The following is a 24654-nucleotide window of genomic DNA, read 5'->3' as shown; positions in this document are numbered from 1 at the left end:
TACCGGACTGCCGTTACCTGACCATGCAGGGCCGCTTGGGGTCGAACGACCAGCCGTCGATGTAGTACTGCATGCCGATGCTGTCGTCGCGGGCGTCCAGGCCGTGCTCGAGGTACAGCTGGTGGGCTTTGTCCAGGGCGTCCCGGTCCAGTTCGATGCCCAGGCCGGGAGCGGCGGGGACCTCGATGGCGCCGTCCTTGATCTGCAGCGGTTCCTTGGTGAGGCCCTGGCCGTCCTGCCAGATCCAGTGCGTGTCCAGCGCCGTGATTTCGCCGGGTGCGGCTGCGCCGGTGTGGGTGAACATGGCAAGCGAGATGTCGAAGTGGTTGTTGGAGTGCGAGCCCCAGGTGAGGCCGAACTCGTTGCACAGCTGCGCCACCCGGACGGAGCCGTGCATGGTCCAGAAGTGGGGGTCGGCCAGCGGGATGTCCACGGCGTTGCTGCGGACGGCGTGGGACATCTCGCGCCAGTCAGTGGCGATCATGTTGGTGGCGGTCTTCAATCCTGTGGCCCGGCGGAACTCGGCCATCACCTCGCGGCCGGAGAACCGTCCTTCGGCGCCGCAGGGGTCCTCTGCATACGCAACCACGCCCTGCATCCGCTTGCCCAGCCGGATCGCTTCCTGCAGGAGCCAGCCGCCGTTGGGGTCGAGGGTGACCCGGGCCTCAGGGAAGCGCTTGGCGAGGGCGGTGACCACGTCCACTTCGTCGTCGCCGGACAGCACGCCGCCTTTGAGTTTGAAGTCGGAGAAACCATAGCGTTCCTGGGCGGCTTCGGCGAGGGCGACGACGGCTTCCGGAGTCATGGCCTCCTGGCGCCGGAGCTTCTCCCAGCGGTCCGACGGCGATTCCTCCACGAGGTACGGCAGGTCCGTTCGCGCGTGGTCGCCGATGAAGAACAGGTACCCGAGCATGGGTACCGAGGTGCGCTGCTGCCCGTCGCCGAGCAGTTCGGCCACGGGAACGCCGAGGAACTGCCCGTGCAGGTCCAGCAGGGCGGACTCGATGACGGTGACCGCGTGGACGGTGGTGCGCAGGTCAAACGTCTGCAGGCCGCGTCCGCCGGCGTCCCGGTCGGCAAACCCGGCGGCGATTTCCCGCAGCAGGGACCGGTACAGTGCCACGGGCCTGCCCTTGATCAGGGCCCCGGCTTCCTCGATGGTGGTGCGGATCTTCTCGCCGCCCGGAACTTCACCAAGCCCGGTGCGGCCCTCTGAATCGGTGATGATGGCAACGTTCCGGGTGAAGAACGGGCCGTGCGCGCCGCTGAGGTTCATCAGCATGCTGTCGTGGCCGGCCACCGGTACGACTTCGATGGCTGCAATGGTGGGCTGGTTGCTCATGCGTTGATCTCTGCTTTCTCGGCGGCGGAAACCACTTGGCCGTCAATCCGCCGGTTCAGGTGCCAGGGGTTGCTGTCCTGAAGGGCTGCCGGAAGCAGTTCCTGGGGAAGGTTCTGGTAGGCGACGGGCCGCAGGAAGCGGTTGATGGCGAGGGTTCCCACGGAGGTGGTGCGGGAGTCGGAGGTGGCGGGGAACGGGCCGCCGTGGACCATGGCGTGGCCAACTTCGACGCCGGTGGGCCAGCCGTTGACGATGATGCGGCCCACCTTCTGCTCGAGGGCCGGGACCAGGGGTGCCGCCGTCGGGTAGTCCTTTTCGGTCAGCTGGAGCGACGCGGTGAGCTGGCCTTCGAGCCGTGCAATTGCTTCGAGGAGGTCGCCTGTGCTGCCGTAGCGGACCACCAGGGACGCGGCGCCGAAGATTTCCTCGTGCAGGACGTGGTTGCTGGTGAATTCGGTGACCCCGGTGCCGAAGATGGTGGGCGCCGGTGCGTTTTCGGTGGGGCCGGGGGTGCCCTGGCCGATCAGTTCGACGCCGGCGGCGGAGCCGAGGTTGGCGGTTCCGGTGTTCCAGGAGTTGGCGATTCCTTCGGTGAGCATGGTCTGCCCGGGGCAGGCGGCGATGGCACGTCCGACGGCGGCCGCAAGTTTGTCTCCCAGTTCGCCTTCGGGGGCGAACAGCAGGCCAGGCGAGGTGCAGAGCTGGCCGGAGCTTCCGGTGACCGAGGTGACGTACTGCTGGGCGAGGGCGTCAATGTCGCCTTCAAGGGCGCCTTCGAACACGAAGACCGGGTTGAGGGAGGACATTTCGGCGTAGACCGGGATGGGTTCCGGACGGGCGGCTGCGGTCTTCATCAGCGCGATGCCGGCAGCCTGGGAGCCGGTGAAGCCAACGGCCTTGATGGCGGGGTCGGCCACGAGGGCCTGGCCGATGCTGGAACCCGGCCCGTAGATCAGGGAGAACACGCCGGGGTGGAGTCCGTGGTCCTTGACGGCTTTGGTGACCGCCTGCCCCACAAGCTCACTGGTGCCGGGGTGGGCGTTGTGGGCCTTGAAGACGACGGGGCAGCCGGCGGCGAGGGCCGACGCGGTGTCTCCGCCCGCCGTCGAAAAGGCCAGCGGGAAGTTGCTGGCGCCGAACACGGCGACGGGGCCGAGGGGGATCTGGCGCTGCCGGATGTCGGCGCGGGGCAGCGGGGTCCGGCTGGGGAGGGCGGGGTCAATGCGGACACCGCGGAAGTCGCCCTGGCGCACCACCTGGGCGAAGAGGCGCAGCTGGCCGGTGGTGCGGGCGCGTTCGCCTTGGAGCCGGGCGGCGGGGAGCCCGGTTTCCTGGCCGGCGCGGATGATGAGTTCGTCGCCGATGGCCTCGATGTTGTCCGCGATCGCTTCCAGGAAGGAGGCATGGGTGTCTGGATCGAGGGTGCTGAAGGACGGGAAGGCCTCAGCCGCCGCGGAGGTGGCCGCTTTCAGCTGTTCCTCAGTGATCAGGGAGTAGGCCGGCTCCAATGCCTGGTTGGTGGCCGGGTTGAAGCCGTTGGTGGTCTTGCCTTCGCCCGCGGTGGGCCGGCCGGCGATGAGGGAATGTCCGTTAAGGGTCATGGTTGGCTCCTGTGTCTGCAGTGACGGCTAGGAAATCGTGGCGATGAGGGCTTTGAGGTCTGCGAAGTCCTTCTCGTTGAGCTTCTGCAGCGGGGGGCGTACCGGGCCGGCCGGACGGCCGATGGCCTCAAGGCCGGCCTTGACGATGGAGACAGCGTAGCCTTTCACGCGGTCACGGATGTCAAGGTACGGGATGACGAAGTCATTGAGCTTCTTGTTGACGGCCACGCGGTCGTTGTTCCGCACATCCTGGTAGAAGTCCAGCGCGAACTGGGGGGCGAAGTTGTACATGGCGCTGGAGTAGGTGCTCATGCCCAGCTGCAGCAAGGGAAGAGCGAACGTTTCGGCGGTGGGGAGGCCGCCCAGGTAGAAGAGGCGGTCGCCGAGCTTGGCGTAGACGCGGGCATCGTGCTCCAGGTCGCCCACACCGTCCTTGAAACCGATGAGGTTTTGGTGCCGGTCCGCGAGGGTGGCCACCGTGGTGTCCTTGTAGATGGCATTGGCCCGGTTGTAGATGATGACGCCCAGGGAAGTGGCGCCGCAGACTGCGCTGACGTGCTCGGTCAGCCCGTCCTGGTCTGCCTCGGTGAGGTACGGGGGAAGGAGCAGGATACCTTCTGCTCCGGCGGCTTCGGCCGCCTTCGCGTTCTCGATGGCCTGGGCGGTGGAGCCGCCTGCCGAGGCGAGGACCGGGACGCGGCCTCCCACTTCGTCAACGGCGGTCCGCACCACCTGCTCCGACTCAGCGGGAGTGAGCGAGAACCCCTCGCCGGTGCCGCCGGCCGCGAACAGGCCTGCCACCGGGAAGCTCGCCTGCCACGCCAGGTGCTTGCGGTAGTTCTCTTCGTCGAACTGCAGGTTCGCGTCGAAAGAGGTCACCGGGAAGGACAGCAGGCCTTCCTTGAGTGTGTCCGCGAGTTCCTGGGGTGTGTACTTAGCCACGGTGTGGTCCTTCGGTGTGTGCGCCGCGGGCGGCAGGCTGATGATTCCTTCCCAGAGTAGGAGCGGGCCCGATGCCTGTCTAAGTGTATTTTTATATGTATTGATACCTTGTCTGCATCACTGATGGAGTCCGGGTTACTCCATCGCAAATTCCAGGTCCCGCAGGAGGCGCGAGAGCGCAGGGTTGGTGATCCGCCGGTTCCAGAGTGCATGCAGCTCCACCTGCTCGTGGCCCCCGTCCTCCAAGGGAAGGAACTCAACGCCGCGGATCCCCAGCAGTGTGGCGGAATGCGGCACGAATGCCAGCCCGCGGTTGGCGGCCACGAGCGACACCATCGTGAGGATCTGGCTGACCGTATGCACCACGTTGGTATGGCGGATGGGGAGCATGCGCACCACCAGGTCATAGAAGTAGCGCGCCTGGGTGGCCGAGTGCATGATCAGGGGCTCATCGCTGAAATCGTCCGCCGTGATGCTCCGCCCCAGCAGCGCAAGCCGGTGGCCCTCGGGTACGGCCAGCATCATGGACTCGCGGTAGAGCAGATGCGAGTCGAATGTCTCCCGGTCGAACGGCGGCCGCGCCAGGCCCAGGTCCAGTTCGCCGGTCAGCAACCCGGCCAGCTGGTCCCCGGTCACCAGTTCCTGCAGTTCGATGTCCACGTCCGGGATGATGCCCGAAAGCTCCTCCAGCAGCGGGCCCAGGATGCTGAAGCCACTGGCTGCGGTGAAGCCGATCCGCAGGACGCCGGATTTGCCGGAAGCGATCCGCCGTGCCGTGGCGGGCGCCCGCTCTGCGAGTGCCATGAGCCGGCGGGCTTCATCCAGGAACGTCCTCCCGGCGGACGTGAGCTCCACTTTCCTGTTGTCCCGCTCGAGGAGTTCTGCCCCCACGATCTTCTCCAGTTTCTGGATCTGGCGGCTCAGGGGCGGCTGCGTCATATTCAGGCGTTCGGCGGCCCTGCCGAAGTGGAGCTCCTCTGCAACAGCGATGAAGCCGGCCAGCTGGTCGAAAGTAAACATGATGCCTTCCAGGTATCAAATGATGCAGATAAGGGCTTAGACAGGCATCATAACCGCTCTCTACACTCGACAAAGCGAAGCGGGGGTGACCCCCTTCACAGATGTTCCGGGCCCCCGCCCGTCACTTGCGCTTGCACCTAGGAGTTCCAATGAAGCACTTCCCGACCCGCCGCGCCGTCCTTGGAACGGCGTCGGCCTTCACCCTGCTGGCACTGACGGCCTGCGGCGGCAACGTTGCCGGCGGAGCCGCGGCCGGCAACTCGGCGAAATATCCGGCAGGGCCCGTAACAATGACCGTAGGTCAGGCCGCCGGCGGCAGCACCGACCTGATCGCCCGGGCGCTGGCAGACGGAGCGGCCAAGACCCTCGGAGCCCCGATGCCCGTGGTGAACAAGCCGGGCGCCAACGGTGCCCTTGCCACTAAGGAAGTTTCCGGCAAGCCGGCCGACGGCCAGGAGCTGGTCCTCCTCACGGCCTCCCTGGTCACCATCACGCCGCTTGCTGTCAGCAAGGACGAAGCCGTGAACCTTGATGACCTGGATATCATCACTGGCCTTTCACAGGACGACTACGTGCTGGTGGCCAGCCAGGGCTCCGGGTTCAAGAGCTTCAAGGATGTTACTGCCGCCGGCCGGAACGTCACGTTCGGGACCACCGGTGTGGGCACGGGCAGCCAACTGGCCCAGACTGTCCTGTTCAAGCAGGCCAACGTGCAGGGCACCGATGTGCCGTTCGACAGTGGAAAGCCGGCGCTGACAGCCGTCCTGGGCAACCAGGTGGAACTTGCCACTGTCCAGCTGGGCGAGGCCATGGCGCAGATCCAGGCCGGAAAGGTCGCTCCGCTGCTGGTCTTTTCCGAAGGACGGAACAGCTTCCTGCCCGACGTTCCGTCCGCCAAGGAAGCGGGCTATGACGTGCCCGTGGCACAGTACCGGGCCGTCGCGGCTCCCAAGGGCACTCCCCAGGAGGTCAAGGACAAGCTCGCCGCAGCATTCAAGGACACCTTCAAGACTGACGCCTACCAGGAGTTCAACAAGAAGAACCTCCTGACGCCCAAGGAAATCTCCGGCGAGGAAGTGGCAACGCAGTGGAAGGACTACGCCGCGAAGTACAAGTCCCTGGTGGAGAAGTACGGCATCAGCCTCAGCGGGAACAAGTAAACGTCATGGGAACCACTCCATCAGTGACTGCCGGGCGGGGCGGCAGCTCCGCCCTTCCGCCCGGCGGTGATGGCCAGGAAGAGATTCCTGAGGCCCTGACCCCCGAAGAACTGGCCGCGCAGTGGGAGGAGGAAAAGCCTCCCGCTGCGGGTCCGCTCGCCAACGCTGCCTCTTCCCTGGTGGTGCTCGCCGTCGGACTGGTTGCCCTGGCACTGTCTGTGTCCATGGGCCTTGGCACTCCTGAGAAGCCCGAACCGGGGCTGTGGCCCTTCCTGACCAGCTGCGTGATGGTGGCACTGGCCATCTTCCAGCTGGTATGGGGCCGGCACAACCGGGACGCGGAGAAGTTCACCAGGATGTCCTTCGCACCGCTTACCGGGCTGGCCACGCTGGCCGCCATGGTGGCGCTGATGCCCGTGATCGGCTTCGAAATCCCCTCCCTCATCCTGTGCATCATCTGGATGAAGTTCCTGGGCAGCGAGACGTGGCGCTCCACGCTCCTCATCAGCACCATCGTCGTCGCCGCGTTCTACGGGATCTTCGTCCTGGCCCTCGGCACCTCCATTCCCCACCTCTTCTAGGAGACCACCGTGGATTTCTTCAATCCTGTGATCAACGGTTTTTCCGTCGTCCTGGAACCGATGAACCTTCTTTACTGCCTGATCGGCGTGGTGATCGGCATGCTGATCGGCGTGCTGCCCGGGCTGGGCCCGGCCGCCACCATCGCCATCCTGCTTCCGCTGACCTACAGCGTGGAGCCGGTCACCGCCATCATCATGCTCGCCGGGATCTTCTACGGCGCCCAGTACGGCGGCACCATCACCTCCGTCCTGCTCCGGCTCCCGGGTGAGGCGTCATCGGTGGTGACTGTTTTCGATGGCTACCAGATGGCCAGGCAGGGCAGGGCCGGGACCGCCCTTGGCCTGGCGGCCATCGGTTCCTTCATCGGCGGAACCGCCGCCATCATCGGCCTGACCTTCCTGGCCCCGGTGGTGGCCGGCTTCGCCCTGGACTTCGGGCCCGCCGAATACTCGGCCCTGGCGCTGCTGGGCATCCTGCTGGTGGCAACCATCAGCGGCGGCACCAAGGCCAAGGCCCTCATCGCGGCAGCCGTCGGGCTCCTGCTCGCCACCGTCGGGCGCGACGTGTTTACCGGCGAAAGCCGCTTCACCTTTGGCAGCCTGCAGCTTGCGGACGGGATCGACTTCGTGCCCATCGCCATGGGTCTGTTCGGCCTGGGCGAGATCCTCTACAACCTCGAGGAGCGGCACCGGGCCGCCAAGGCGCCGTCGAAGGTCTCCAATGTCTGGCCCTCCAGGTCTGACCTGAAGCAGGCGTCGGGCGCCATCACCAGGGGCTCGGTCCTGGGTTTCTTCCTGGGCATCCTGCCCGGCGGTGGCGCCACCATCGCTTCCATGGCCTCGTATGCCATGGAGAAGAAGCGGGCCAAGCAGCCGGAACGGTTCGGCAAAGGTGCGCCGGAAGGCGTGGCGGGCCCGGAAACAGCGAACAACGCGGCAGCAACGTCGTCGTTCATTCCGCTGCTGACCCTGGGCATCCCCGCCAACGCCACCATGGCACTGATGTTCGGCGCGCTGCTGATCCAGGGTGTGACGCCCGGTCCGCAGCTGGTGGAGCAGAACCCGGACCTCTTCTGGGGCGTGGTCAACTCCATGTACATCGGCAACATCCTGCTGCTGATCATGAGCCTGCCGCTGGTGGGCATCTTCGTCCGGATCCTCCGCGTCCGGGCAGCAATCCTGGCGCCGATCACCGCCCTGATCACCCTGCTGGGTGCCTACACCATCAACAACAGCATGTTCGACGTGACCCTGGTGGTGTTCTTCGGCGTGCTGGGCTACCTGATGAAGAAGTTCGGCTTCGAACCGGGGCCGCTGGTCCTGGCTTTCGTCCTGGGCGAGCTGCTGGAAAGCTCGCTGCGGCGTTCGCTGCTGGTTTTTGGCGGCGACCCCACCGGGTTCTTTACCCGCCCCATCTCGGCAACGCTGCTGGTGGTCTTCATCCTGGTGGCCGTGCTGCCGGGCATCCGCAGCATGCTGGCCAAGCGCAAAGGCACGACGGCGGCGGCCGCCCCCGCCGGGAACGGCACCAACCAGAACATCAAGGAGAAGGTATGAGCATCATCGTCGGGTTCGTTCCCACCCCGGCCGGCGAGGCAGCCCTCGCCGCGGGCATCGCCGAGGCACAGCTCCGGCAAAAGGACCTCTATATCGTGAACTCCGCCCGCCAGGGCGCACTGGTGGACAAGTCCGTGGCCCCGGAGGACGTGCTGGCCCAGGCCGCGAAAAAGGCGGCCGACGCCGGTGTCACAGCCACCGTCATCCAGCCGCCGTACGAGCACGACCTCGCGGATGAGTTCCTGGACGTGGCAAGGGAGGTGGATGCTTCGCTGATCGTGATCGGCCTCCGCCACCGAACCCAGGTGGGCAAGTTCATCCTGGGAAGCCACGCCCAGCAGATCCTCATGCAGGCTGACCGGCCGGTGCTGGCGGTTAAGGCCGGCGCTGCGCGTTCCTAAGGCGCAGCGGCCTTATGCCAGTTGCCCGTCCTTGACCAGCGCGTCAAGGATGGGCAGCTGGCCTTTCACGAGTTTGAGCCGCGCCTCCTGTTCGGGGAACCAGCGGGCGTCATCGATTTCGGGGTAGTGCTGGATCCTGCCGGACCCCTTGGGCCATTCCAGCGGAAAGGTGTTGCTGCTGATCACGGCGGGAGCGAAATCCACTTGCGCCGCGAAGACCGTGATGAGCTTTCCCGAGGGTTGCCGGAACTCGCCCAGCAGCCGGTATTCGGCCTCGGGGGCAGGAGTGCCCATCTCCTCGGCGAATTCGCGAAGTGCGGCAGTGCGTGGATCTTCGGCCTCGCTGTATTCGCCCTTTGGGATGGACCAGGCGTGCGCGTCCTTGCGGGCCCAGAACGGCCCGCCCATGTGCGCGATCCACACCTGAAGACCGTCCCCGGCACCGGCGGGGGCGGCCGGGTCCTGGCGGTACAGCAGGACGCCGGCGCTGCGAATGGGCATTGATCCTCCAAGAAGCCAGTTTGAGCAGGAAGCGAAGTTGCCGTCCGCCGTTAACGCGGAGTTCACGGTCCTGCTTTAGGTTATTCCTTCAGGCACTCTGCCAGGCATTCTGTCCGGCAGCCTGGTCGAAGGGACGGGACCATTCATGGCCAACATCGCCGAGGTTTTGGGACGGCTTACGCCGGAAGAAGTGGACGAGCTTCGCAGCATTGGTCCCCAGGGCCACCTGCCGCGGCATTTGGTGGACGCCCTGGACCGGGCGGCCGGGGGAGCAGGTTCGGGCCGCGGCTATTACGTGGTGAACGGCAACGTGAGCGCCACCGGCGGTCCCCTCCTGGTGCTGCGCAGCGACGTCTCCACCTGGCTGGCCGTCACAGCTTCCTGACCGCTCCGCCGGGGAAACGGGGCTTCACGTGCAGTCCGGAACCTCACGGATCCCGGTCAGGATTCCGGCAGGATGAAGGTGGCCGTGGTACCGCGGCCGGGCTCACTGTCCAGCCTGATTGTTCCCCCGTGGCCCTCAATGATGGTCTTGCTGACCGGCAGGCCCAGGCCGGCACCCGGAATGGCTGTTTCACGCGAGCGTGCCGAACGGAAGAACTTGGTGAAGGCCTGATCCTGTTCTTCCCTGGTCATCCCCATGCCGGTGTCGGTGATGGAGCAGACCACGCCCTCCCCGGTCCTGAAGGTCCTGACGGTGATCAGGCCGCTGTTGGGGGAGTATTTGATGGCGTTCGAAAGAAGGTTCCGGACCACCTGGGCAATCCGTTCCGGATCCATCATGGCCGGCAATGGCTCCTCCGCTTCAAGCACCAGTTGCAGTCCGTGGCCGGCAGTCCTGGGCATGACTGCGTCCACCTCCAGTGCCACCAATCGGGAAAGGTCAGCCTTCTCTAGGGCGAGGTCCACGCGTTCCGAGGCCACCGCAATGAGGTCATTGACGAGGCCCAACAGGTGTTCCGCATTCCGGCGCACCACCAGGAGCTCTTCGCGGATCTCCTCATGCCCTGGTTCGTCCAGGACCAGTTCCAGGTAGCCGAGGATGGACGTCAGCGGGGTCCGCAGCTCGTGCGAAACAGTGGCAACAAAGTCGTCCTTTGCCGCCATGGCCGCGATCAGGCTGGTGACGTCCACAAACGTGATGACGGAGCCCCCTTCCTGTCCGCCGGCAGGAGGGAAGCTGTGGGAGCTTACGGAATAGGCCCGCTGGCGCTCCGCCGGACCGGCCCAGTACAGCTCGTCGGTGAACGCTTCCCCCGCTGCGGCGCGGGCAGCGGGAAGCAGCTTTGCGGGCACGGGAGTGGAGCTGTCAGCCGACCTGAGGAGGGCCGTCCCGGCAGCGGGATCGACGATGCCTGCAAGGGACGGGTCCCCGTGCATGGCCCTGTTGGCCAGCACCGTGTTCCCTTTTGCATCCACCACCCAAACTCCCACTCCAACGGCCTTGAGCACAGCATCGAGCAGGGCCTGCCGCCGGATACTTTGACGGAGTGTGCGGGACAGGGCCTGCTCGTTTTCGATCAGCCGGGTTCGGTGGCGGCGGATGGTGGTGGCCACCACGTGGGCTGTCACCGCGATGATGGACAGGACCAGGGGCAGGATAAGGGTGCGGATCATCGATCCGCCGGCCGTTGACGAGCCCTGGAGAGCGGAGGGGACCACGGTGCTGAGGACTGCCCCCGCAATGGCCAGGACAGGCATGTACGGCCGGACGTAGGCGGAGAGCCAGATGACAGGGAACACCAGCATCATGCTGAGGACGTTGAAGGGTGGTCCTCCCGCCTCCCGGGTGAACCCGATGGCCAGGCAATCCAGAAGCGGGATGACGACGAAGGCCTGTGCAGGGAGCCGGCCCCATGGCACGGCCAAGGACGCTGCGGCGATTGCCAGGTGGAACAGCAGCGCCGCCAGGAACAGCCGGTTGGCAAACGTCTGCGGGCTGAAGACTGCCGTGGCCGCCACCACCAGTGCAATGGTCAACGTCACGGGCAGTTGGCTTGCGGCCACGCGCTTACGCGCGCTGAGGCTTCCGAACAGTCCGTCAAGACGGTCCGACACCACCGGCTCTGCCGGCGACCTGCGTTCGTGGCCCGCACCTTCGGCGGTGACCTGCTGTTCTTTGATTGCCAAGCTTCCCCCAGCGCAGAAACCAAGAGCCGCCGTTTGCAGGACAGCCCGCCACCAACAGTACCCGCCGGGAGTCCGCCGGCGGCAAGGGTCTTGCGGGCGCGTGCCAGGATAAACCTGTTCTGCTAGCCGATTAAGAGGCTGAGCGCTTCGGTCAGGTGCTCCACTTCCCGGACCGAAAACCCTGCCGGAACCGGGCCAGGCCCGGTGTGGCTGGCTGGAACCACGGCGTGGGTAAATCCCAGCCGGTGCGCCTCCTGGATGCGCTGGTTGATGCCCGGTACCGGCCGGACCTCCCCGGCGAGCCCCACCTCGCCAAAGGCAATCAGCCGGATGGGCAGGGGCTTGCGGGCTTTGGCCGAGGCCACGGCGAGGGCCACGGCGAGGTCCGTGGCGGGTTCGCTGAGTTTCACCCCGCCCACGGTGGCAACATACGAATCGTCCTTGTGCAGCAGGGTCCCCGCCCGTTGCTGCAGCACGGCCAAGAGCATGGACACGCGTGAGCTGTCCAGCCCGCTGGTGGCCCGCCGGGGCTGTGAATTGGGGCTTTCGGCAAGCAGTGACTGCACCTCCGCCAGCAGGGGGCGGCGGCCCTCCATGGTGACCGTGATGCAGGTTCCCGAAACCGGCTCCTTGGTGCGGCTGACAAACAGCCCGCTGGGATCGGCCAGGCCCTCAATGCCGTTCTCATTGAGGTCGAAGCAACCCACGTCATCGGTGGGGCCGTACCGGTTCTTGACGGCCCTGAGCAGCCGCAACCTGGAATGCCGCTCGCCCTCGAACTGGCACACCACGTCCACCAGGTGTTCCAGCAGCCGGGGCCCGGCGATGGAACCGTCCTTGGTAACGTGGCCCACCAGCAGGGTGGTCATGTTCCGCCGCTTGGCTGCGGCAATGATGGACGCCGCCACCTCGCGGACCTGGGACACGCCGCCGGCGCTGCCGTCAACGTCCGCGCTGCTGAGGGTCTGCACCGAGTCCACGATCAGCAGCCGGGGCTCGATCTTCTCCACCTGCCCCAGCGCCTGCCCAAGGTCCGTCTCCGCGGACAGGTACAGCGATTCCGCGACGGCGTCGATCCGCTCCGCGCGCAGCTTCACCTGGGCGGCCGACTCTTCGCCGGTGACGTAAAGGACGTCCTGGGCAGTCCGCGCGAACTTCGCTGCAACGTCCAGCAGCAGCGTGGACTTCCCCACTCCGGGCTCGCCTGCCAGCAGGATGACGGCGCCGGGAACCAGGCCGCCGCCCAGCACCCGGTCCAGCTCGTCCACTCCGGTTGGCAGGAATGCCGCTGTGGTGGCGTCCACGTCCGCGATCCGGCGGGCCGGCTCCACGACTGTGGTGGCCGCCGTGGTCCGCGCCACCGCGGTGCCCGTTTCCTCAACCGTGCCCCATGCCTGGCACTCGCCGCAGCGGCCCACCCACTTGACGGTGGTCCAGCCGCATTCGGCGCATTTGTACGCGGGCGCCTTGGATGCCCGGGAAGTCTTTGTTGCCATGCGTTCAACCCTAGTGGCGGCCACTGACAGCCACGGCCAACTACAGTGCGGGCAGCACGTCCCTGGCTTCGTCCGCGTCCATGCCCGTGGCTTCCAGCAGGTCCACCATCAGGGGCCGGAACAGCATCACCACGGTTTCACCCTCCAGCCGCTGCACCTCCAGCAGCTTGGGGTGCAGGCGCAGGGCGATCTCGCTCAGGTCGCGGCGGGCGGTGCGCAGGTGGGCGCGGCGGACGCCGTCGTGCGATTCCGCAAGGCCCAGCGAAAGCTCGTCAATCGCGGCAGCGGTCTCCTGCAGTACCTCCGCGATGCTGTCGGTCGCCTCGTCCGACAGGGCGGCGTGGTTGATGGCGCTGGTGAGCCGCCGCGCAAAAACGCGGCTGTTGCGCAGCGCAAGGTCGATGAAGTCCAGCGACTGCTTGAGCCTGTCCAGCTCATCCCGGTGCCGGCGGTAGGCCGGCGCCAGCGTGGCAACCTCCCCGGAGGCGCGCAGCGACTGCCGCATGGCATCCACCAGGGGCTGGCAGTTCCTGCCGCGGATCAGCGCATGCCAGGCCTGGGTTGAGTCGCTGTTGACCAGGGCCCCGGCGCACTCCCGCAGCACTTCCGCAAGTTCATGCAGCAGCTTCTGGACGTCGCGGCGCGGTTCCCGGCGCGGATCCTTGGGCACGAGGATGGTCACCAGCAGCGCGCAGAGGCCACCAACCACGGCGTCGATGCTGCGGGTGAACGGGCCGCCTGCGGGCGCCGGCAGCAGCACCACCAGCAGCGACTGCAGGCCCAGTTGGGTGGTGAAGATGGTGCCGCTGTCCAGGAAGCGGGCCAGCAGGATGGAGAAGAGAAGGACGACGGCGGCCTGCCAGATTCCGCTGCCCAGCCAGTGCAGGAGCAGGTCGCCCACCGCGATTCCGATGGTGCAGCCCAGGCCAACTTCCACCACCCGCCGCAGCCGCGGCTCACGCGAGAAACCAAGCGCGATGAGGGATGAAGTGGCGGCAAAGAGCGGCCCGCTGTGCCCCAGCACGTATTCGGCGAAGGCGTAGGCCGCCACTGCGCAGATGGTCATCTGGATGGCAGGAACAAGGGAGTTCCGGCTCCGGATCAGTCCCGTCCGGACGCGGCCGTGCAGGAACCGCCTGCCTGCTGAAAGTCCTGCTGCTGGAGCCATGCGGTTCAGTCTATTTGCTGCCGGTCCTTAAAATTTTCCTGCCGCGCACTACGGCCGGACCTGTGATCCGCGCAATGGCGACCCGGCATTTGTCAGCCAATATCCCGCCGTCGTTAATCCTCCGTTCACTTTGCACAGCCCATCCCGTTACCTGCGGCCCATACCTTTCTTGAAGGTACACAACGTACGCATCGCGCAGCAGGGTTCTGACGTCCCTGTCCCGCACCTGAATAACCCTGGAAGGGGTACATCTAGTGAAGGCACTTCGCTTCGGCCGCCACGCGGCTATCGCTGTCATCGCAGCCGGCGCACTCGCGCTCAGCGCCTGCGGTTCAGACAACGCCACGGGCACCGCGCCTGCCGGCAGCCAGTCCGCCGGCGGCACCAAGGTCACGGGTACCCTGACCGGCATCGGGTCCTCCGCGCAGGGCGCCGCCATGGACGCATGGAAGACCAACTTCGCTTCCGCCAACTCCGGCGCCACCGTGCAGTACTCCCCGGACGGCTCCGGCGCAGGCCGCAAGGCCATCCTGGACGGCTCGGCCCAGTTCGCGGGCTCGGACGCCTACCTGAAGGATGACGAATACGCCTCCTCCAAGTCCGTCTGCGGCCCCGACGGCGCCATCAACGTCCCGGTGTACATCTCCCCGATCGCCGTTGCCTTCAACGTCCCCGGCGTCACCGATCTGAAGCTTGACGCCACCACTGTGGCCAAGATCTTCCGCGGCCTGATCGCCAAGTGGAACGACCCCGCCATCGCAGCCCTGAACCCCGACGTCTCCCTGCCCGACCTCAAGGTCACGCCGGTGAACCGTTCCGACGACTCGGGAACCACCCAGAACTTCACCGACTACCTGGCCGCCGCGGCCTCCGAGGTCTGGACCGACAAGGCCGCCGGCGTCTGGCCCGCCGGCCTGCAGGGCGAAAACGCCAAGGGAACCTCCGGTGTGGTCAAGACCGTGACGGACACCCCCGGTGCCGTGACCTACGCCGACGACTCCGCCGTGAGCGGCAAGCTGGGCGTGGCCCAGATCAAGGTGGGGGATTCCTTCACCAAGATCTCCGCCGATGCTGCTGCCAAGGCAGTGGACGCCGCCAAGCCGGTTGAAGGCCGCGCCGCCAACGATCTGTCCATCAAGCTGGACCGCAAGACCACGATCGCCGGCGCCTACCCGATCGTGCTGGTGTCCTTCCACGTCCTGTGCAGCACGTACGAAAAGCAGGAGACCGTTGACCTGGTCAAGGCCTTCGAGCACTACGTAGTGTCCGGCGAAGGCCAGAAGGCCGCAGCAGACTCGGCCAAGTCCGCTCCGCTGTCCTCAGACCTCGCAGCCAAGGCTGCCAAGGCCATCGACTCGATCAAGGTCAAGTCCTAGCCAGTGCCGTAAAACCTGGTTCCCCGCCTGCCGGAAGGCAGTGCGGGGAACTTGGCTTTGCACCCCGCATCCCCAATCCAGCAACGAATCGAAGGGCCGTCGAATGACCGCCACCTCCCTGACCAGTACCCAGGGCGCCGGGCGCGCCGGGGACAAAGTCTTTTCCGGCGCCACGCTGGCAGCCGGGTGCCTGATCCTCGCCGTCCTCTTCGGCGTCGCACTTTTCCTGGTGGTCCAGGCAATTCCCGCGCTGACCGCGCCCGCCGACAAAATCCAGGGCGGACAGGGCTTCTTCGCCTACATCTGGCCCATCGTGATCGGCACGCTCATCGCCGCCGCCATCGCACTGGTGATTGCCACACCCATCGCCATCGGCGTGGCCCTGTTCATCTCCCACTTCGCACCCCGCGGCCTGGCCTCCGGACTCGGTTACGTCGTCGACCTCCTCGCCGCCATCCCGTCCGTGGTCTACGGCGCCTGGGGCGCCGCGTTCCTGGCCAAGGAGATCTCCCCGGCCTACGGCTGGCTGGCGGCCAACATGGGCTGGCTTCCCATCTTCCAGGGCCCGGCCTCCACCACCGGCAAGACCATCCTCACCGCAGGCATCGTCCTGGCGGTCATGGTCCTGCCCATCATCACCTCGCTGTCCCGCGAGATCTTCCTGCAGACCCCCAAGCTGCACGAAGAAGCCGCCCTGGCGCTGGGTGCCACCCGCTGGGAAATGATCAAGATGGCAGTGCTGCCCTTCGCCCGCCCGGGCATCATCAGCGCCGTCATGCTGGGCCTGGGCCGTGCGCTGGGCGAAACCATGGCCGTTGCCCTGGTGCTTTCCTCGGGCGCCCTGACCGCCAGCCTGATCCAGTCCGGCAACCAGACCATCGCTGCCGAAATTGCCCTGAACTTCCCCGAAGCCAGCGGAATCAAGGTCAGCACGCTGATCGCCGCCGGCCTGGTGCTGTTCATCATCACCCTGGCCGTGAACATGATTGCCCGCTGGGTCATCACCCGGCACAAAGAATTCTCGGGAGCCAACTAAATGACCTCCACCCTTACCCCCGTCCGCAGCAAGCGGTCGGCGCTCACCAAAGGCCAGCTGCCCAAGTACGCCCCTTATGCCGTGCTGGCCGCAGCCCTGATCGCCGGCGCCGCCATCCTTGCCCTGGTGGGTTTCAACCCGTTCGGCTGGGGCGTGGCATCCGCGATCCTGTTCACCGTGGGGCTGGTGTCCTGGAGCGCCGTGGTGGAAGGTTCCCGCAAGGCCAAGGACAAACTGGCAACCTGCCTGGTGGTGGGCTCATTCCTGGTCGCGCTGCTTCCGCTGGTTTCGGTGATCTGGACCGTGCTGGTCAACGGCATCCCCGGGCTCATGGACCCCGGCTTCCTCACCACCTCCATGAACGGCGTCACTGGCGCGTTCGACAACAAGGCCGTGGAAAGCGGCGGCCCGGTGGTGGGCGGCATCTACCACGCCCTCCTTGGCACCGTGCAGATCACGCTGCTGGCCACCGTGATCTCCGTTCCCGTGGGGCTGCTCACGGCCATCTACCTGGTGGAGTACGGCAACGACGGCCGCCTGGCCAAGGCCATCACCTTCTTCGTGGATGTCATGACCGGAATCCCCTCCATCGTGGCCGGCCTGTTCGCTGCGGCGTTCTTCTTTGCGGTGGTGGGCCCGGGCACCAAGACCGGTGCCGTGGCCGCCGTCGCGCTTTCTGTGTTGATGATCCCCGTGGTGGTCCGCTCCAGCGAGGAAATGCTCAAGATCGTCCCCAACGAACTCCGTGAGGCCGCCTACGCCCTGGGCGTGCGCAAGTGGCGGACCATCCTCAAGGTGGTTATTCCGACGGCGATTTCAGGCATTGCATCCGGCGTCACCCTGGCGATCGCCCGGGTCATCGGCGAGACGGCACCCATCCTGGTCACCGCCGGCTTTGCCACCAGCATCAACTCGAACGTGTTCGGCGGCTGGATGGCTTCGCTGCCCACGTTCATCTACACCCAGATCCTCAACCCCACCTCGCCCTCCAACCCGGACCCCTCCTCGCAGCGGGCCTGGGGCGCGGCGCTGGTGCTGATCATCCTGGTGATGGTCCTGAACCTGGCGGCCCGCCTGATCGCCAGGATCTTCGCCCCCAAAACCGGCCGCTGACCAGGGCGCCCTGTAGCCAGGCCGGCTCCGCCTTCCGCCTTCCGCCTTCCCGCGGCGGCTCCTAGACTTCAATCCATACCCAGCAAGTGAAGGAACACCATGTCTAAGCGCATCGACGTCAAGGACCTGAACGTGTACTACGGCGATTTCCTGGCCGTGGAGGACGTCAGCATCAACATCGAGGCCAAGTCCGTTACCGCGTTCATCGGCCCCTCCGGCTGCGGAAAATCCACGTTCCTCCGCACCTTGAACCGCATGCACGAGGTCATCCCCGGTGCCCGCGTTGAGGGTGAGGTCCTGCTGGACGGCGACAACCTCTACGGCCCCGGCGTGGACCCCGTGACCGTGCGCTCGCAGATCGGCATGGTCTTCCAGCGCCCCAACCCGTTCCCCACCATGTCCATCCGGGACAACGTGCTGGCCGGCGTCAAGCTGAACAACAAGAAGATCTCCAAGGGTGAGGCAGACGTCCTGGTGGAGCGCTCGCTCAAGGGCGCCAACCTGTGGAACGAAGTCAAGGACCGGCTGGAGAAGCCAGGATCCGGGCTTTCCGGCGGCCAGCAGCAGCGGCTCTGCATCGCCCGCGCCATCGCCGTGGAGCCCCAAGTGATCCTCATGGATGAGCCCTGCTCCGCCCTGGACCCCATCTCCACCCTGGCCATCGAGGACCTCATCAATGAGCTCAAGGACCAGTACACGGTGGTGATAGTGACCCACAACATGCAGCAGGCCGCCCGGGTCTCTGACAGGACCGCATTCTTCAACATCGCGGGAACCGGCAAACCGGGCAAGCTGATCGAATACGGGGATACCCACACCATCTTCAGCAACCCCGTCCAGAAGGCCACTGAGGATTACGTCTCCGGCCGTTTCGGGTAGGCGTCGCCCCGTTGGCGATCTCCCGGCCGGTTTAGTACGCTCAGCTAGATACTTTCGAAACTAGTAGTAGGCCAGCACAAGGAGTTTTGCCATGACGCAGACGGCCAGCAGCCTGGGTCCACAGCTTACGGTTTCCGTACCTGCGCAGGATGCACCCGCCCAGCGGGCGGCGGTGCACGATGCGCAGGCGCAGGGTTTTGCGGCTGCTGCAGGCCTGGCTGCTTCGCTTGCCGGCGAACCGTTGGCCGCCATCCCGCTCAGCGCCATCCCGCTTGCCGCCGTCCCGCTTGTCCAGGAGCTCGAACCCGGCCTTGGGCTGGCTGCAGCTGCCGCCGTTGAAGGAGAGGGCGATCTCCTGTCGGAGGTGTGGCGCACCAGTTCCCACCTTGAAAGCATGCAGTGGGAACTGGACAGTGCCCAGGAGTCCCTGCGCCACGCGGTCCGCAACGCCTCTGCCGCAGGAGTGGCGCGCGATGAGCTGTGCACTGCGGCGAACCTGACGGCCGACGAGCTCACAGCCGTCCTGATGCCCGCACCCGACGGCCCGGCGGCCCTCCAGCTCTAAGCGGGCTCCTGCCGAGCGCGGACAGGAGCCCGCGCTATTGGCCGGGCTCACCGCGCGGGGACTGCCCCTGCACACCGAGATGGCCCGTCGCTGCGCAGGGACGCGCAGACTGCCGCCTGGCTTGGCTACTCCGGGATTTCCAGCTGGAATCCGCAGTGGCAACGCAGGACCCGGGTGGGCAGCGACACCGCGTTGAGGCCACTGCCCGTGGTGCTGCTGCGGTAGCAGAGCCGCTCAACCTCGTGCTCCGCTTCCTCCATGGGGTAGCCGCAGTGGATGTACTCGTCCCCGAAGAGAATCACCTTGGCCATCCACCGCACCTGGTTCAGGGCGGCTGCTACGTCGGTGGCGAAGGCGCTGTGTTCCTGGAACAGGTTGCAGTCATTGCAGGTGTAGGAAACAGTGACGAGGTCCCCACCGGCGGCGCCGATCGCCGTGATGGCGTGAATGGTCAGCTGGTGCCCGGTTCCGCAGGCCTCGCACTGAAGTTGCCGTGGCTGTGGCAGGGGGCGCCGGGAATACGGGGAAGACATGACGCCTGCTCTTTTCCGCGTTGTGCATCCAAACCGCCGTGTGGCTGCAGCGGCGCTCATCCGCGGCCCTGCACGCGGCCCGGATGCCGGTCCCCGGCAGCGTTGTCCGGGGACGCTTTTTTCGAATCTACGTCACGTCCGTGCCCCTGTACAGGGGAGTTTCGCCCTCCCCGGAGGAGGCTCAACAGGGGGCTGGCCAAGGCGGCTGGAGCAACGCGATAGGTGTGAAGAAGCCGGGCTGAATGCGTCCCGGCTAGGCGGCGATGGGGGAGAGTGCCAGCGCAAGCACGAAGGCCAGGGCGCAGGTCGCCAAGGGAGTCAGGGCCCAGAGCCACAGGATCCGGATGACCAGTTTCCGGTTGGTCACCGAAAAGTGCTGGTTTTCCCCTGCGCCCAGGGCTCCGGCAGTGACGGTGTGGGTGGTGGAGAGTGGCCAGTGGAGCCCGATGGCGCCTACAAAGAGCATCAGTGCGCTGAAGGTCTGGGCCACGGAGCCGCGCAGGGGATCGATCCTGGTGATCTTGTAGCCGATGGTGTGGGAGATCCGCCATCCTCCGAAGAGTGTCCCGGCCGTCATCATCACTGCGGAGAGCCCTGCCACCCAAAGGGGGATCCCGCCGTCGGAATAGCCTGCAGCCAGGAGGGCCAGCAGCAGCACTGCGCTGACGCGCTGCCCGTCCTGCAGGCCGTGGCCGAAGGCAACGGCTCCGGCTGCCACGGCCTGGCCCCGGCGAAAGCGCTGGTTCACCACGTTGGGCTGCGTGTAGCGGGCCACCCATGTGGCCGGATAGACCAGCAGGAAGGAGCCGCTGTAGGCCACGAGCGGGGACAGTACCAGGGGCAGCACCACCTGGAACAGCAGCGACTGGTCCACCCCGGCTACCCCCGGCCCGCCAATCGCCAGGCTGGCAAGGCCGGCGCCGGCAAGACCGCCCACCAGGGCATGGGTGGAGGATGCGGGAATGCCCCGGCGCCACATCAACAGGCCCCAGGCGCAGGCGCTCGCCAGCCCGGCCACCAGGATGGCGAGACCAGCGGGGCCTGCCGGAAGGTGGATCCAGGTCTGGCTGGCGGCGACGGCGAGCAGGGCGCTCAGGAGGGCGCCAATGAAGTTGAAGAACGCGGCGAGGAGTACGCCCACGCTGGGAGTAAGGGCACGGTTCCGCACGGCCAGGGCAACGGAGTTGGACGCGTCGCGGAACCCGTTGAGGAAGGCAAACGCCGCCGCCAGCAGGACCACCGCTGCGAAGATGGCTGCCGCCACCTCAGGATTCCTTGACGATGATGCTGCCTACCTGGGTGGCCACCCGCCGCATGTCCTTGGTGACCTCCACCAGTTGGTTGGCGATGTCCCGGTTGCGGGAGTACTGCGCCCACTTCATGTCCGCGATCATGTCCGCCACCCACACCCGGTGGGTCCGCTCCGCACGCTGGGCCAGGCGCAGGATCTCGATCCAGTAGTCCTCAAGGTCGTCCAGGTTGTTCAGCCTGCGCATGGCGTCCACCGTCAGTTCGGCCTGCCGGCTGATGATCTCCAGCTGGTCCGCTGCGCGCTTGGGCAGGCGGTCCAGTTTGTACAGGGCCACGAGCTCCGCGGCGGCGTCCATCTTTTCCATGGCCTCGTTGAGGTAACGGGAGAGGGCGTACATGTCCTCGCGGGGGAGCGGGTTCACGAAACTGGTGCGCATGTGGGTCAGCAGCGCGAAGTGCAGTTCGGCTGACTTGGCCTCGAGGTTGTGCATGTCCTCCACGAGTTTGCCGTGCTCATCCGCAGGTACGCCGAGGATCTCGGCCAGGGTGGCGGTGGCCAGCACGATCTGTTGTGCCATCTGCGAGAGCAGGTTCAGCCCTGCGGGCTCCTGGGGAAAAAGGCGCAGCTTCACGTGTTTACCGGTCTCCGGGGACTTAACAAGGCGGGTTTGCTGCCGTGTGACTTGACCCCGGCGCGCAACTGTCGCCTACTCTACCGGCCCGTAACAGCAGGATCTGAATTGCCCACCTGGAAGAGGGCAGAAAAATGGTGCCGAACCGGATACGCCTCTCGGCGGTAGGCCGCTCTAGGCGGCTAATTGTTGAAGCCCGGGGGTTTCGCGGCTCGGCACCGGTTTCAGTCTTCTACTTCACCCGGCCCAAGTCAATCTTGACAGCGGGGCCTTATCCGTCCCGGAAAACGCGGTCCGGCATGGCCGCAGGCGCTACGGTAAGGAAGCCCAGCTCAGCAAGCAGGCCGGTCCGGCGAAGCAGGGCGGCAGGCCCGAGCAAGCAGCCTGGGCCAAGAAAAAATCAAGCAGGGAAGTTCAGTCCAGTTCGCCCAGGCGCCACGCGTTGGCGGCGTGCTCCAGGTCCTCGGCCGTCTTGACCAACTGATGGGAATTGCGGGTCAGCTTGCTGGCGTGGGCCTCGTTGGCGTGCTCTGCGCCGTCGGCAATCGTGGCTTGGCCGAGCGCCACCACCCGGCAGAAGGCGGCGGACCGTTCCAGCGCCACGTCGAAATCGCCGTCGAAAGCCCCGGAGAGGATGGCATCGGCCATAGTGCGCATTTCTTCTGCGCCCGGCGGTTCGGCAGCGCCGGCCACCACGTTGGAGACCTGCGCGGTGTCCTTGCCCGCACGGAAGTACACAGAGATGCGTTCCGGATCCTGGACCGTGGCAGCGCGCAGCGCGTAGAGCCGCCAGAGGGCGCCGGGAAGGGAACGGGCGGGACTTTCGGCCCACATCTCGGCGATGGCTTCCAGGCCCTGTTCGTCGGCGAGCTTCACCAGGCGTTGGGTGACGACGGGATCATCGCTGTCCCGGCCATGGCGGACCAGGGCCTGCGCGGCAAGGTGGGCGGCCTCCGAGACGCGGGCGGGATCTGCGCCTCCGGCGAAGGGCTCGAAATCCATCGGGGCGAAGGGCTTGGGCTTATGGTGCCGGTTGCTGCCGCCGTAGGGACTGGTTCCTGCTTGCTCGCTCATGCCCCCCACGCTACTCCTGTGCGGACGCGGAAATCGAGCATCTGCAGCGCCCGTTGCACGTGCGGGAAAGGGCGCTCAGCAGGGGTTGTAAGCGCACGACGGCGGCCCGTTGGCCTGGTGCGAAGACGCCGGAACCATGGGTTAGAGTATTAACGTCCAGAAATGGATTGGGCCGGACGGGCAGACACAGCGTGTTTGACTGGCCGGCAGGGGCCTTTAGCTCAGTTGGTAGAGCATCGGACTTTTAATCCGTGGGTCGTGGGTTCGAGCCCCACAGGGCCCACCCACAGGAACCGCAAGGGTCCGCCGCGATTGCCGGCGGGCCCCTTCCATTTAAGTCCCTGCTTCCGGGTTCAGGGATGCACAATACTTCCGTTGCGCGGCAGGCCGCCAGGGAAGGTGATGGGAACGGCGGAAGCCCGTGCCGGATCCGCCGAATCCATCGCCTGCACATGCAGATGCGGTTCCGTGGTGTTGCCGGAATTGCCGCACCGGCCCACCGGATCCCCACATTCAATTGACTGGCCCGGCCGCACGCACACGCTCCCGCGCTGCAAATGGCACAGGGCGATGAAGACACCACCGCTCTCGATGACCACGTGGTTGCCTGCAAGCCCCGGCCACCCCTCCCGGAGCCGTTTCGCCTGCGTCATTGCGTAACCGATTGACGGAAAGCCGCAGAAGGCGGCATGGTCCGGCTCCCCGTCATGGGCGGCCTGCACAACCCCGGAGACGGGAGCCGTCACGGCCCTGCCGAACCCCACAAACCGCTCCGGCGGCTGGGGCCGGAACAGCGCCGCAAAGGTGATCGGTGCAGACCGCCCGTTCCGGTCCACCGGGGTGAAATCGATGGCGTGGCCCGTGGCGAAGAGCTGTGTGCCGTGGCTGGGTACGCGGTTCGACGGCGAATTCTGCACCAGCCATGGGCCCACGAACGGGTATTCCAGGTTCACCGGCATCGCCGGGTTCATCGGGGCTTGCCCTGTTCAGCTGGCGGGATCACGTTGGGAGGCCCGCACTTCCACGATCGGGAATGTCCATGGCGCCGCTGGGAAACGAGATCAAATACTTGGTCATTCCGCCGGCTCCTTGTATGCAAGTGCGCTGGGCAAACGCGGGATCAGCTTCATCCTGCCCACCGGTCAGCTGCCGCGCAAGGATCACCGCGGCTGGCCCCACCGTCATGAGCCTGCAGGCAGGGGGCGCAGCAGGTGCAAACAGGCACAATAGGCACATGGCAAAAACCAGCAAGGGCCGGATGCCGCGCCTGGAAGACGTGGCCAAGGTGGCAGGTGTCTCCCACCAGACCGTCTCCCGCGTGGTGAACAACCACCCCAATGTCAGCAAGGTGACGCGGGAAAAGGTGGAGGCGGCCATTGCCGAGCTGGGATACCGGCGCAACACCGCCGCCCGGAGCCTGGTCACCCGGCGCTCGCAGACCATAGGCGTGCTGGCAAGCGAGCTTTCCCAGTACGGCCCGGCGAACACCCTGCTGGGGGTTGAACACGCAGCCCGCAACGCCGGCTACTTCGTCAGCATCGCGGCCCTTCGGGAAGTCAGCCGGGATGCCATCTCCAACGCGGTGGGCCACTTCATGGACCAGGCCGTGGACGGGATCGCCGTGCTGGTACCGCACTCGGACACCCTTGCCGTTCTGGAGCAGATGAATCTTCCCGTGCCCGTGGTGGCGGTGGGCTCGGCCGGCAGCGCTTCCGTCAGCGGCGCCATGGTGGACCAGCGTGCGGGCGCCAGGCTCGCCGTCGAACACCTCATCAAGGAGGGCCACCACCACATCGGGCATATCGCCGGCCCGCCTGACTGGACGGACGGCGCCGAGCGCGCAGCGGGGTGGCGTGCCGCCCTCCGCGAAGCCGGGCTGGACGATTCCCTGCTGGTGGAAGGGGACTGGAGCGCGGGCAGCGGTTACGCCATTGGCCGCAAGCTGGCGTCAGGACGCACGGCCACGGCCATCTTCGTTGGAAATGACCAGATGGCCCTGGGCCTGCTGCGCGCCTTCACCGAAGCGGGGGTCAGGGTGCCCGACGACGTCTCCGTGGTGGGCTTCGACGACCAGCCGGAGGCGGGGTACTTTACGCCTCCGCTGACCACCGTCCGCCAGGACTTCGAGGAACTGGGACGCCGCTGCATGGACATCATGCTGAAGGAGATCGAGTCCGGAGCCGCAGTGAGCTCAACCGTGGTTCCGCCTGAACTGATCCTCCGAGCCAGCACGGCCGCCCCCGCGCCCGCCTAACTGGGCAGCATGCGAGCCCAAAAAAATATCTCCATGATTCTG

General features: G+C 66.3%; 24 protein-coding genes and 1 tRNA gene. 12 read left to right on the top strand and 13 right to left on the bottom strand.

Going from position 1 to position 24654, the window contains the following annotated elements:
• Window positions 1-13: 13 nt before the first annotated feature.
• From QFZ60_RS19175 to QFZ60_RS19160, 4 genes are all read right to left on the bottom strand, one after another.
• The gene (locus QFZ60_RS19175) at window positions 14-1342 is read right to left on the bottom strand and encodes an enolase C-terminal domain-like protein (RefSeq protein WP_307092550.1); all 1329 of its coding nucleotides are present in this window, start codon (window positions 1340-1342) and stop codon (window positions 14-16) included.
• Entirely contained in the window at window positions 1339-2943 is a 1605-nt protein-coding gene (locus QFZ60_RS19170) for an aldehyde dehydrogenase (NADP(+)) (protein WP_307092549.1), read from the bottom strand. Before QFZ60_RS19170 ends, QFZ60_RS19175 begins: the two co-directional genes overlap by 4 nt.
• 27 nt (window positions 2944-2970) lie before the next feature.
• Complete coding sequence (kdgD, locus tag QFZ60_RS19165; RefSeq protein ID WP_307092548.1) at window positions 2971-3885, bottom strand: 5-dehydro-4-deoxyglucarate dehydratase; 915 nt, start codon at window positions 3883-3885, stop codon at window positions 2971-2973.
• A gap of 135 nt (window positions 3886-4020) precedes the next feature.
• Window positions 4021-4905, bottom strand: coding sequence for a LysR family transcriptional regulator (locus QFZ60_RS19160; protein WP_307092547.1), 885 nt, complete (start codon window positions 4903-4905; stop codon window positions 4021-4023).
• Window positions 4906-5054: 149 nt separating this feature from the next.
• Here QFZ60_RS19160 and QFZ60_RS19155 point away from each other — a divergent pair, with 149 nt between their 5' ends.
• Genes QFZ60_RS19155 through QFZ60_RS19140 form a run of 4 tightly spaced genes read left to right on the top strand, consistent with a single transcriptional unit; the run spans window position 5055 to window position 8604 of the window.
• Entirely contained in the window at window positions 5055-6065 is a 1011-nt protein-coding gene (locus QFZ60_RS19155; protein ID WP_307092545.1) for a tripartite tricarboxylate transporter substrate binding protein, read from the top strand.
• 5 nt (window positions 6066-6070) lie between these two features.
• Window positions 6071-6646 (top strand): tripartite tricarboxylate transporter TctB family protein, encoded by a 576-nt coding sequence (locus QFZ60_RS19150; RefSeq protein ID WP_307092544.1) that lies wholly within the window; start codon window positions 6071-6073, stop codon window positions 6644-6646.
• Window positions 6647-6655: 9 nt separating this feature from the next.
• The gene (locus QFZ60_RS19145) at window positions 6656-8203 is read left to right on the top strand and encodes a tripartite tricarboxylate transporter permease (RefSeq protein WP_307092543.1); all 1548 of its coding nucleotides are present in this window, start codon (window positions 6656-6658) and stop codon (window positions 8201-8203) included.
• Window positions 8200-8604 (top strand): universal stress protein, encoded by a 405-nt coding sequence (locus QFZ60_RS19140; protein ID WP_056337611.1) that lies wholly within the window; start codon window positions 8200-8202, stop codon window positions 8602-8604. Before QFZ60_RS19145 ends, QFZ60_RS19140 begins: the two co-directional genes overlap by 4 nt.
• A 12-nt stretch (window positions 8605-8616) precedes the next feature.
• Here the strand turns inward: QFZ60_RS19140 and QFZ60_RS19135 are convergent, their stop codons facing one another.
• Window positions 8617-9105, bottom strand: a complete 489-nt coding sequence (locus QFZ60_RS19135; RefSeq protein ID WP_307092542.1) for an NUDIX domain-containing protein — start codon at window positions 9103-9105, stop codon at window positions 8617-8619.
• Between the two features lie 145 nt (window positions 9106-9250).
• On the opposite strand from QFZ60_RS19135, the gene QFZ60_RS19130 reads away from it, so the two are divergent.
• Window positions 9251-9490 (top strand): hypothetical protein, encoded by a 240-nt coding sequence (locus QFZ60_RS19130; RefSeq protein ID WP_307092541.1) that lies wholly within the window; start codon window positions 9251-9253, stop codon window positions 9488-9490.
• Window positions 9491-9546: 56 nt separating this feature from the next.
• Here QFZ60_RS19130 and QFZ60_RS19125 read toward each other — a convergent pair whose 3' ends face one another.
• From QFZ60_RS19125 to QFZ60_RS19115, 3 genes are all read right to left on the bottom strand, one after another.
• Complete coding sequence (locus QFZ60_RS19125; protein ID WP_307092540.1) at window positions 9547-11235, bottom strand: cell wall metabolism sensor histidine kinase WalK; 1689 nt, start codon at window positions 11233-11235, stop codon at window positions 9547-9549.
• Between the two features lie 122 nt (window positions 11236-11357).
• On the bottom strand, window positions 11358-12731 hold the full coding sequence (radA, locus tag QFZ60_RS19120) for a DNA repair protein RadA (RefSeq protein ID WP_188572709.1): 1374 nt from the start codon (window positions 12729-12731) through the stop codon (window positions 11358-11360).
• A 40-nt stretch (window positions 12732-12771) separates the two neighbouring features.
• Entirely contained in the window at window positions 12772-13899 is a 1128-nt protein-coding gene (locus QFZ60_RS19115) for an aromatic acid exporter family protein (protein ID WP_307092538.1), read from the bottom strand.
• Window positions 13900-14153: 254 nt separating this feature from the next.
• Here QFZ60_RS19115 and pstS point away from each other — a divergent pair, with 254 nt between their 5' ends.
• The 5 genes from pstS (at window position 14154) to QFZ60_RS19090 (ending at window position 18868) form a co-directional block, all read left to right on the top strand.
• On the top strand, window positions 14154-15275 hold the full coding sequence (pstS, locus tag QFZ60_RS19110) for a phosphate ABC transporter substrate-binding protein PstS (RefSeq protein ID WP_307092537.1): 1122 nt from the start codon (window positions 14154-14156) through the stop codon (window positions 15273-15275).
• 103 nt (window positions 15276-15378) lie between these two features.
• Complete coding sequence (pstC, locus tag QFZ60_RS19105; RefSeq protein WP_286401020.1) at window positions 15379-16311, top strand: phosphate ABC transporter permease subunit PstC; 933 nt, start codon at window positions 15379-15381, stop codon at window positions 16309-16311.
• A complete protein-coding gene (gene pstA / locus QFZ60_RS19100) occupies window positions 16312-17424 on the top strand; it encodes a phosphate ABC transporter permease PstA (RefSeq protein WP_307092536.1) in 1113 nt (370 codons plus the stop codon).
• 99 nt (window positions 17425-17523) lie between these two features.
• Window positions 17524-18303, top strand: coding sequence for a phosphate ABC transporter ATP-binding protein PstB (gene pstB / locus QFZ60_RS19095; RefSeq protein WP_018770927.1), 780 nt, complete (start codon window positions 17524-17526; stop codon window positions 18301-18303).
• Between the two features lie 91 nt (window positions 18304-18394).
• Window positions 18395-18868 (top strand): hypothetical protein, encoded by a 474-nt coding sequence (locus QFZ60_RS19090; RefSeq protein WP_307092534.1) that lies wholly within the window; start codon window positions 18395-18397, stop codon window positions 18866-18868.
• A 125-nt stretch (window positions 18869-18993) separates the two neighbouring features.
• Here QFZ60_RS19090 and QFZ60_RS19085 read toward each other — a convergent pair whose 3' ends face one another.
• The 4 genes from QFZ60_RS19085 to QFZ60_RS19070 form a co-directional block, all read right to left on the bottom strand.
• Complete coding sequence (locus tag QFZ60_RS19085) at window positions 18994-19401, bottom strand: hypothetical protein (protein ID WP_307092532.1); 408 nt, start codon at window positions 19399-19401, stop codon at window positions 18994-18996.
• Window positions 19402-19654: 253 nt separating this feature from the next.
• On the bottom strand, window positions 19655-20665 hold the full coding sequence (locus QFZ60_RS19080) for an inorganic phosphate transporter (RefSeq protein ID WP_307092531.1): 1011 nt from the start codon (window positions 20663-20665) through the stop codon (window positions 19655-19657).
• 1 nt (window position 20666) lies between these two features.
• Entirely contained in the window at window positions 20667-21284 is a 618-nt protein-coding gene (locus tag QFZ60_RS19075; protein ID WP_142029806.1) for a DUF47 domain-containing protein, read from the bottom strand.
• 414 nt (window positions 21285-21698) lie between these two features.
• Window positions 21699-22358: a hypothetical protein gene (locus QFZ60_RS19070; RefSeq protein ID WP_142119189.1), complete on the bottom strand. Its 660-nt coding sequence runs from the start codon at window positions 22356-22358 to the stop codon at window positions 21699-21701.
• A 210-nt stretch (window positions 22359-22568) separates the two neighbouring features.
• On the opposite strand from QFZ60_RS19070, the gene QFZ60_RS19065 reads away from it, so the two are divergent.
• Window positions 22569-22641, top strand: a tRNA-Lys gene (locus tag QFZ60_RS19065).
• A gap of 70 nt (window positions 22642-22711) precedes the next feature.
• On the opposite strand, the gene QFZ60_RS19060 is transcribed toward QFZ60_RS19065, so the two are convergent.
• Window positions 22712-23329 (bottom strand): M23 family metallopeptidase, encoded by a 618-nt coding sequence (locus QFZ60_RS19060; RefSeq protein ID WP_307092530.1) that lies wholly within the window; start codon window positions 23327-23329, stop codon window positions 22712-22714.
• Between the two features lie 263 nt (window positions 23330-23592).
• Between QFZ60_RS19060 and QFZ60_RS19055 the strand changes: the two genes are divergently transcribed.
• Window positions 23593-24612: a LacI family DNA-binding transcriptional regulator gene (locus QFZ60_RS19055; RefSeq protein ID WP_142119193.1), complete on the top strand. Its 1020-nt coding sequence runs from the start codon at window positions 23593-23595 to the stop codon at window positions 24610-24612.
• The last annotated feature ends 42 nt before the right edge of the window (window positions 24613-24654 follow it).

Source organism: Arthrobacter sp. B2I5, assembly GCF_030816735.1.
In the GTDB taxonomy this organism is placed as follows: domain Bacteria; phylum Actinomycetota; class Actinomycetes; order Actinomycetales; family Micrococcaceae; genus Arthrobacter.
Note: the sequence above shows the minus strand (reverse complement) of the source record. Positions and strands in the feature narration are given on the sequence as shown.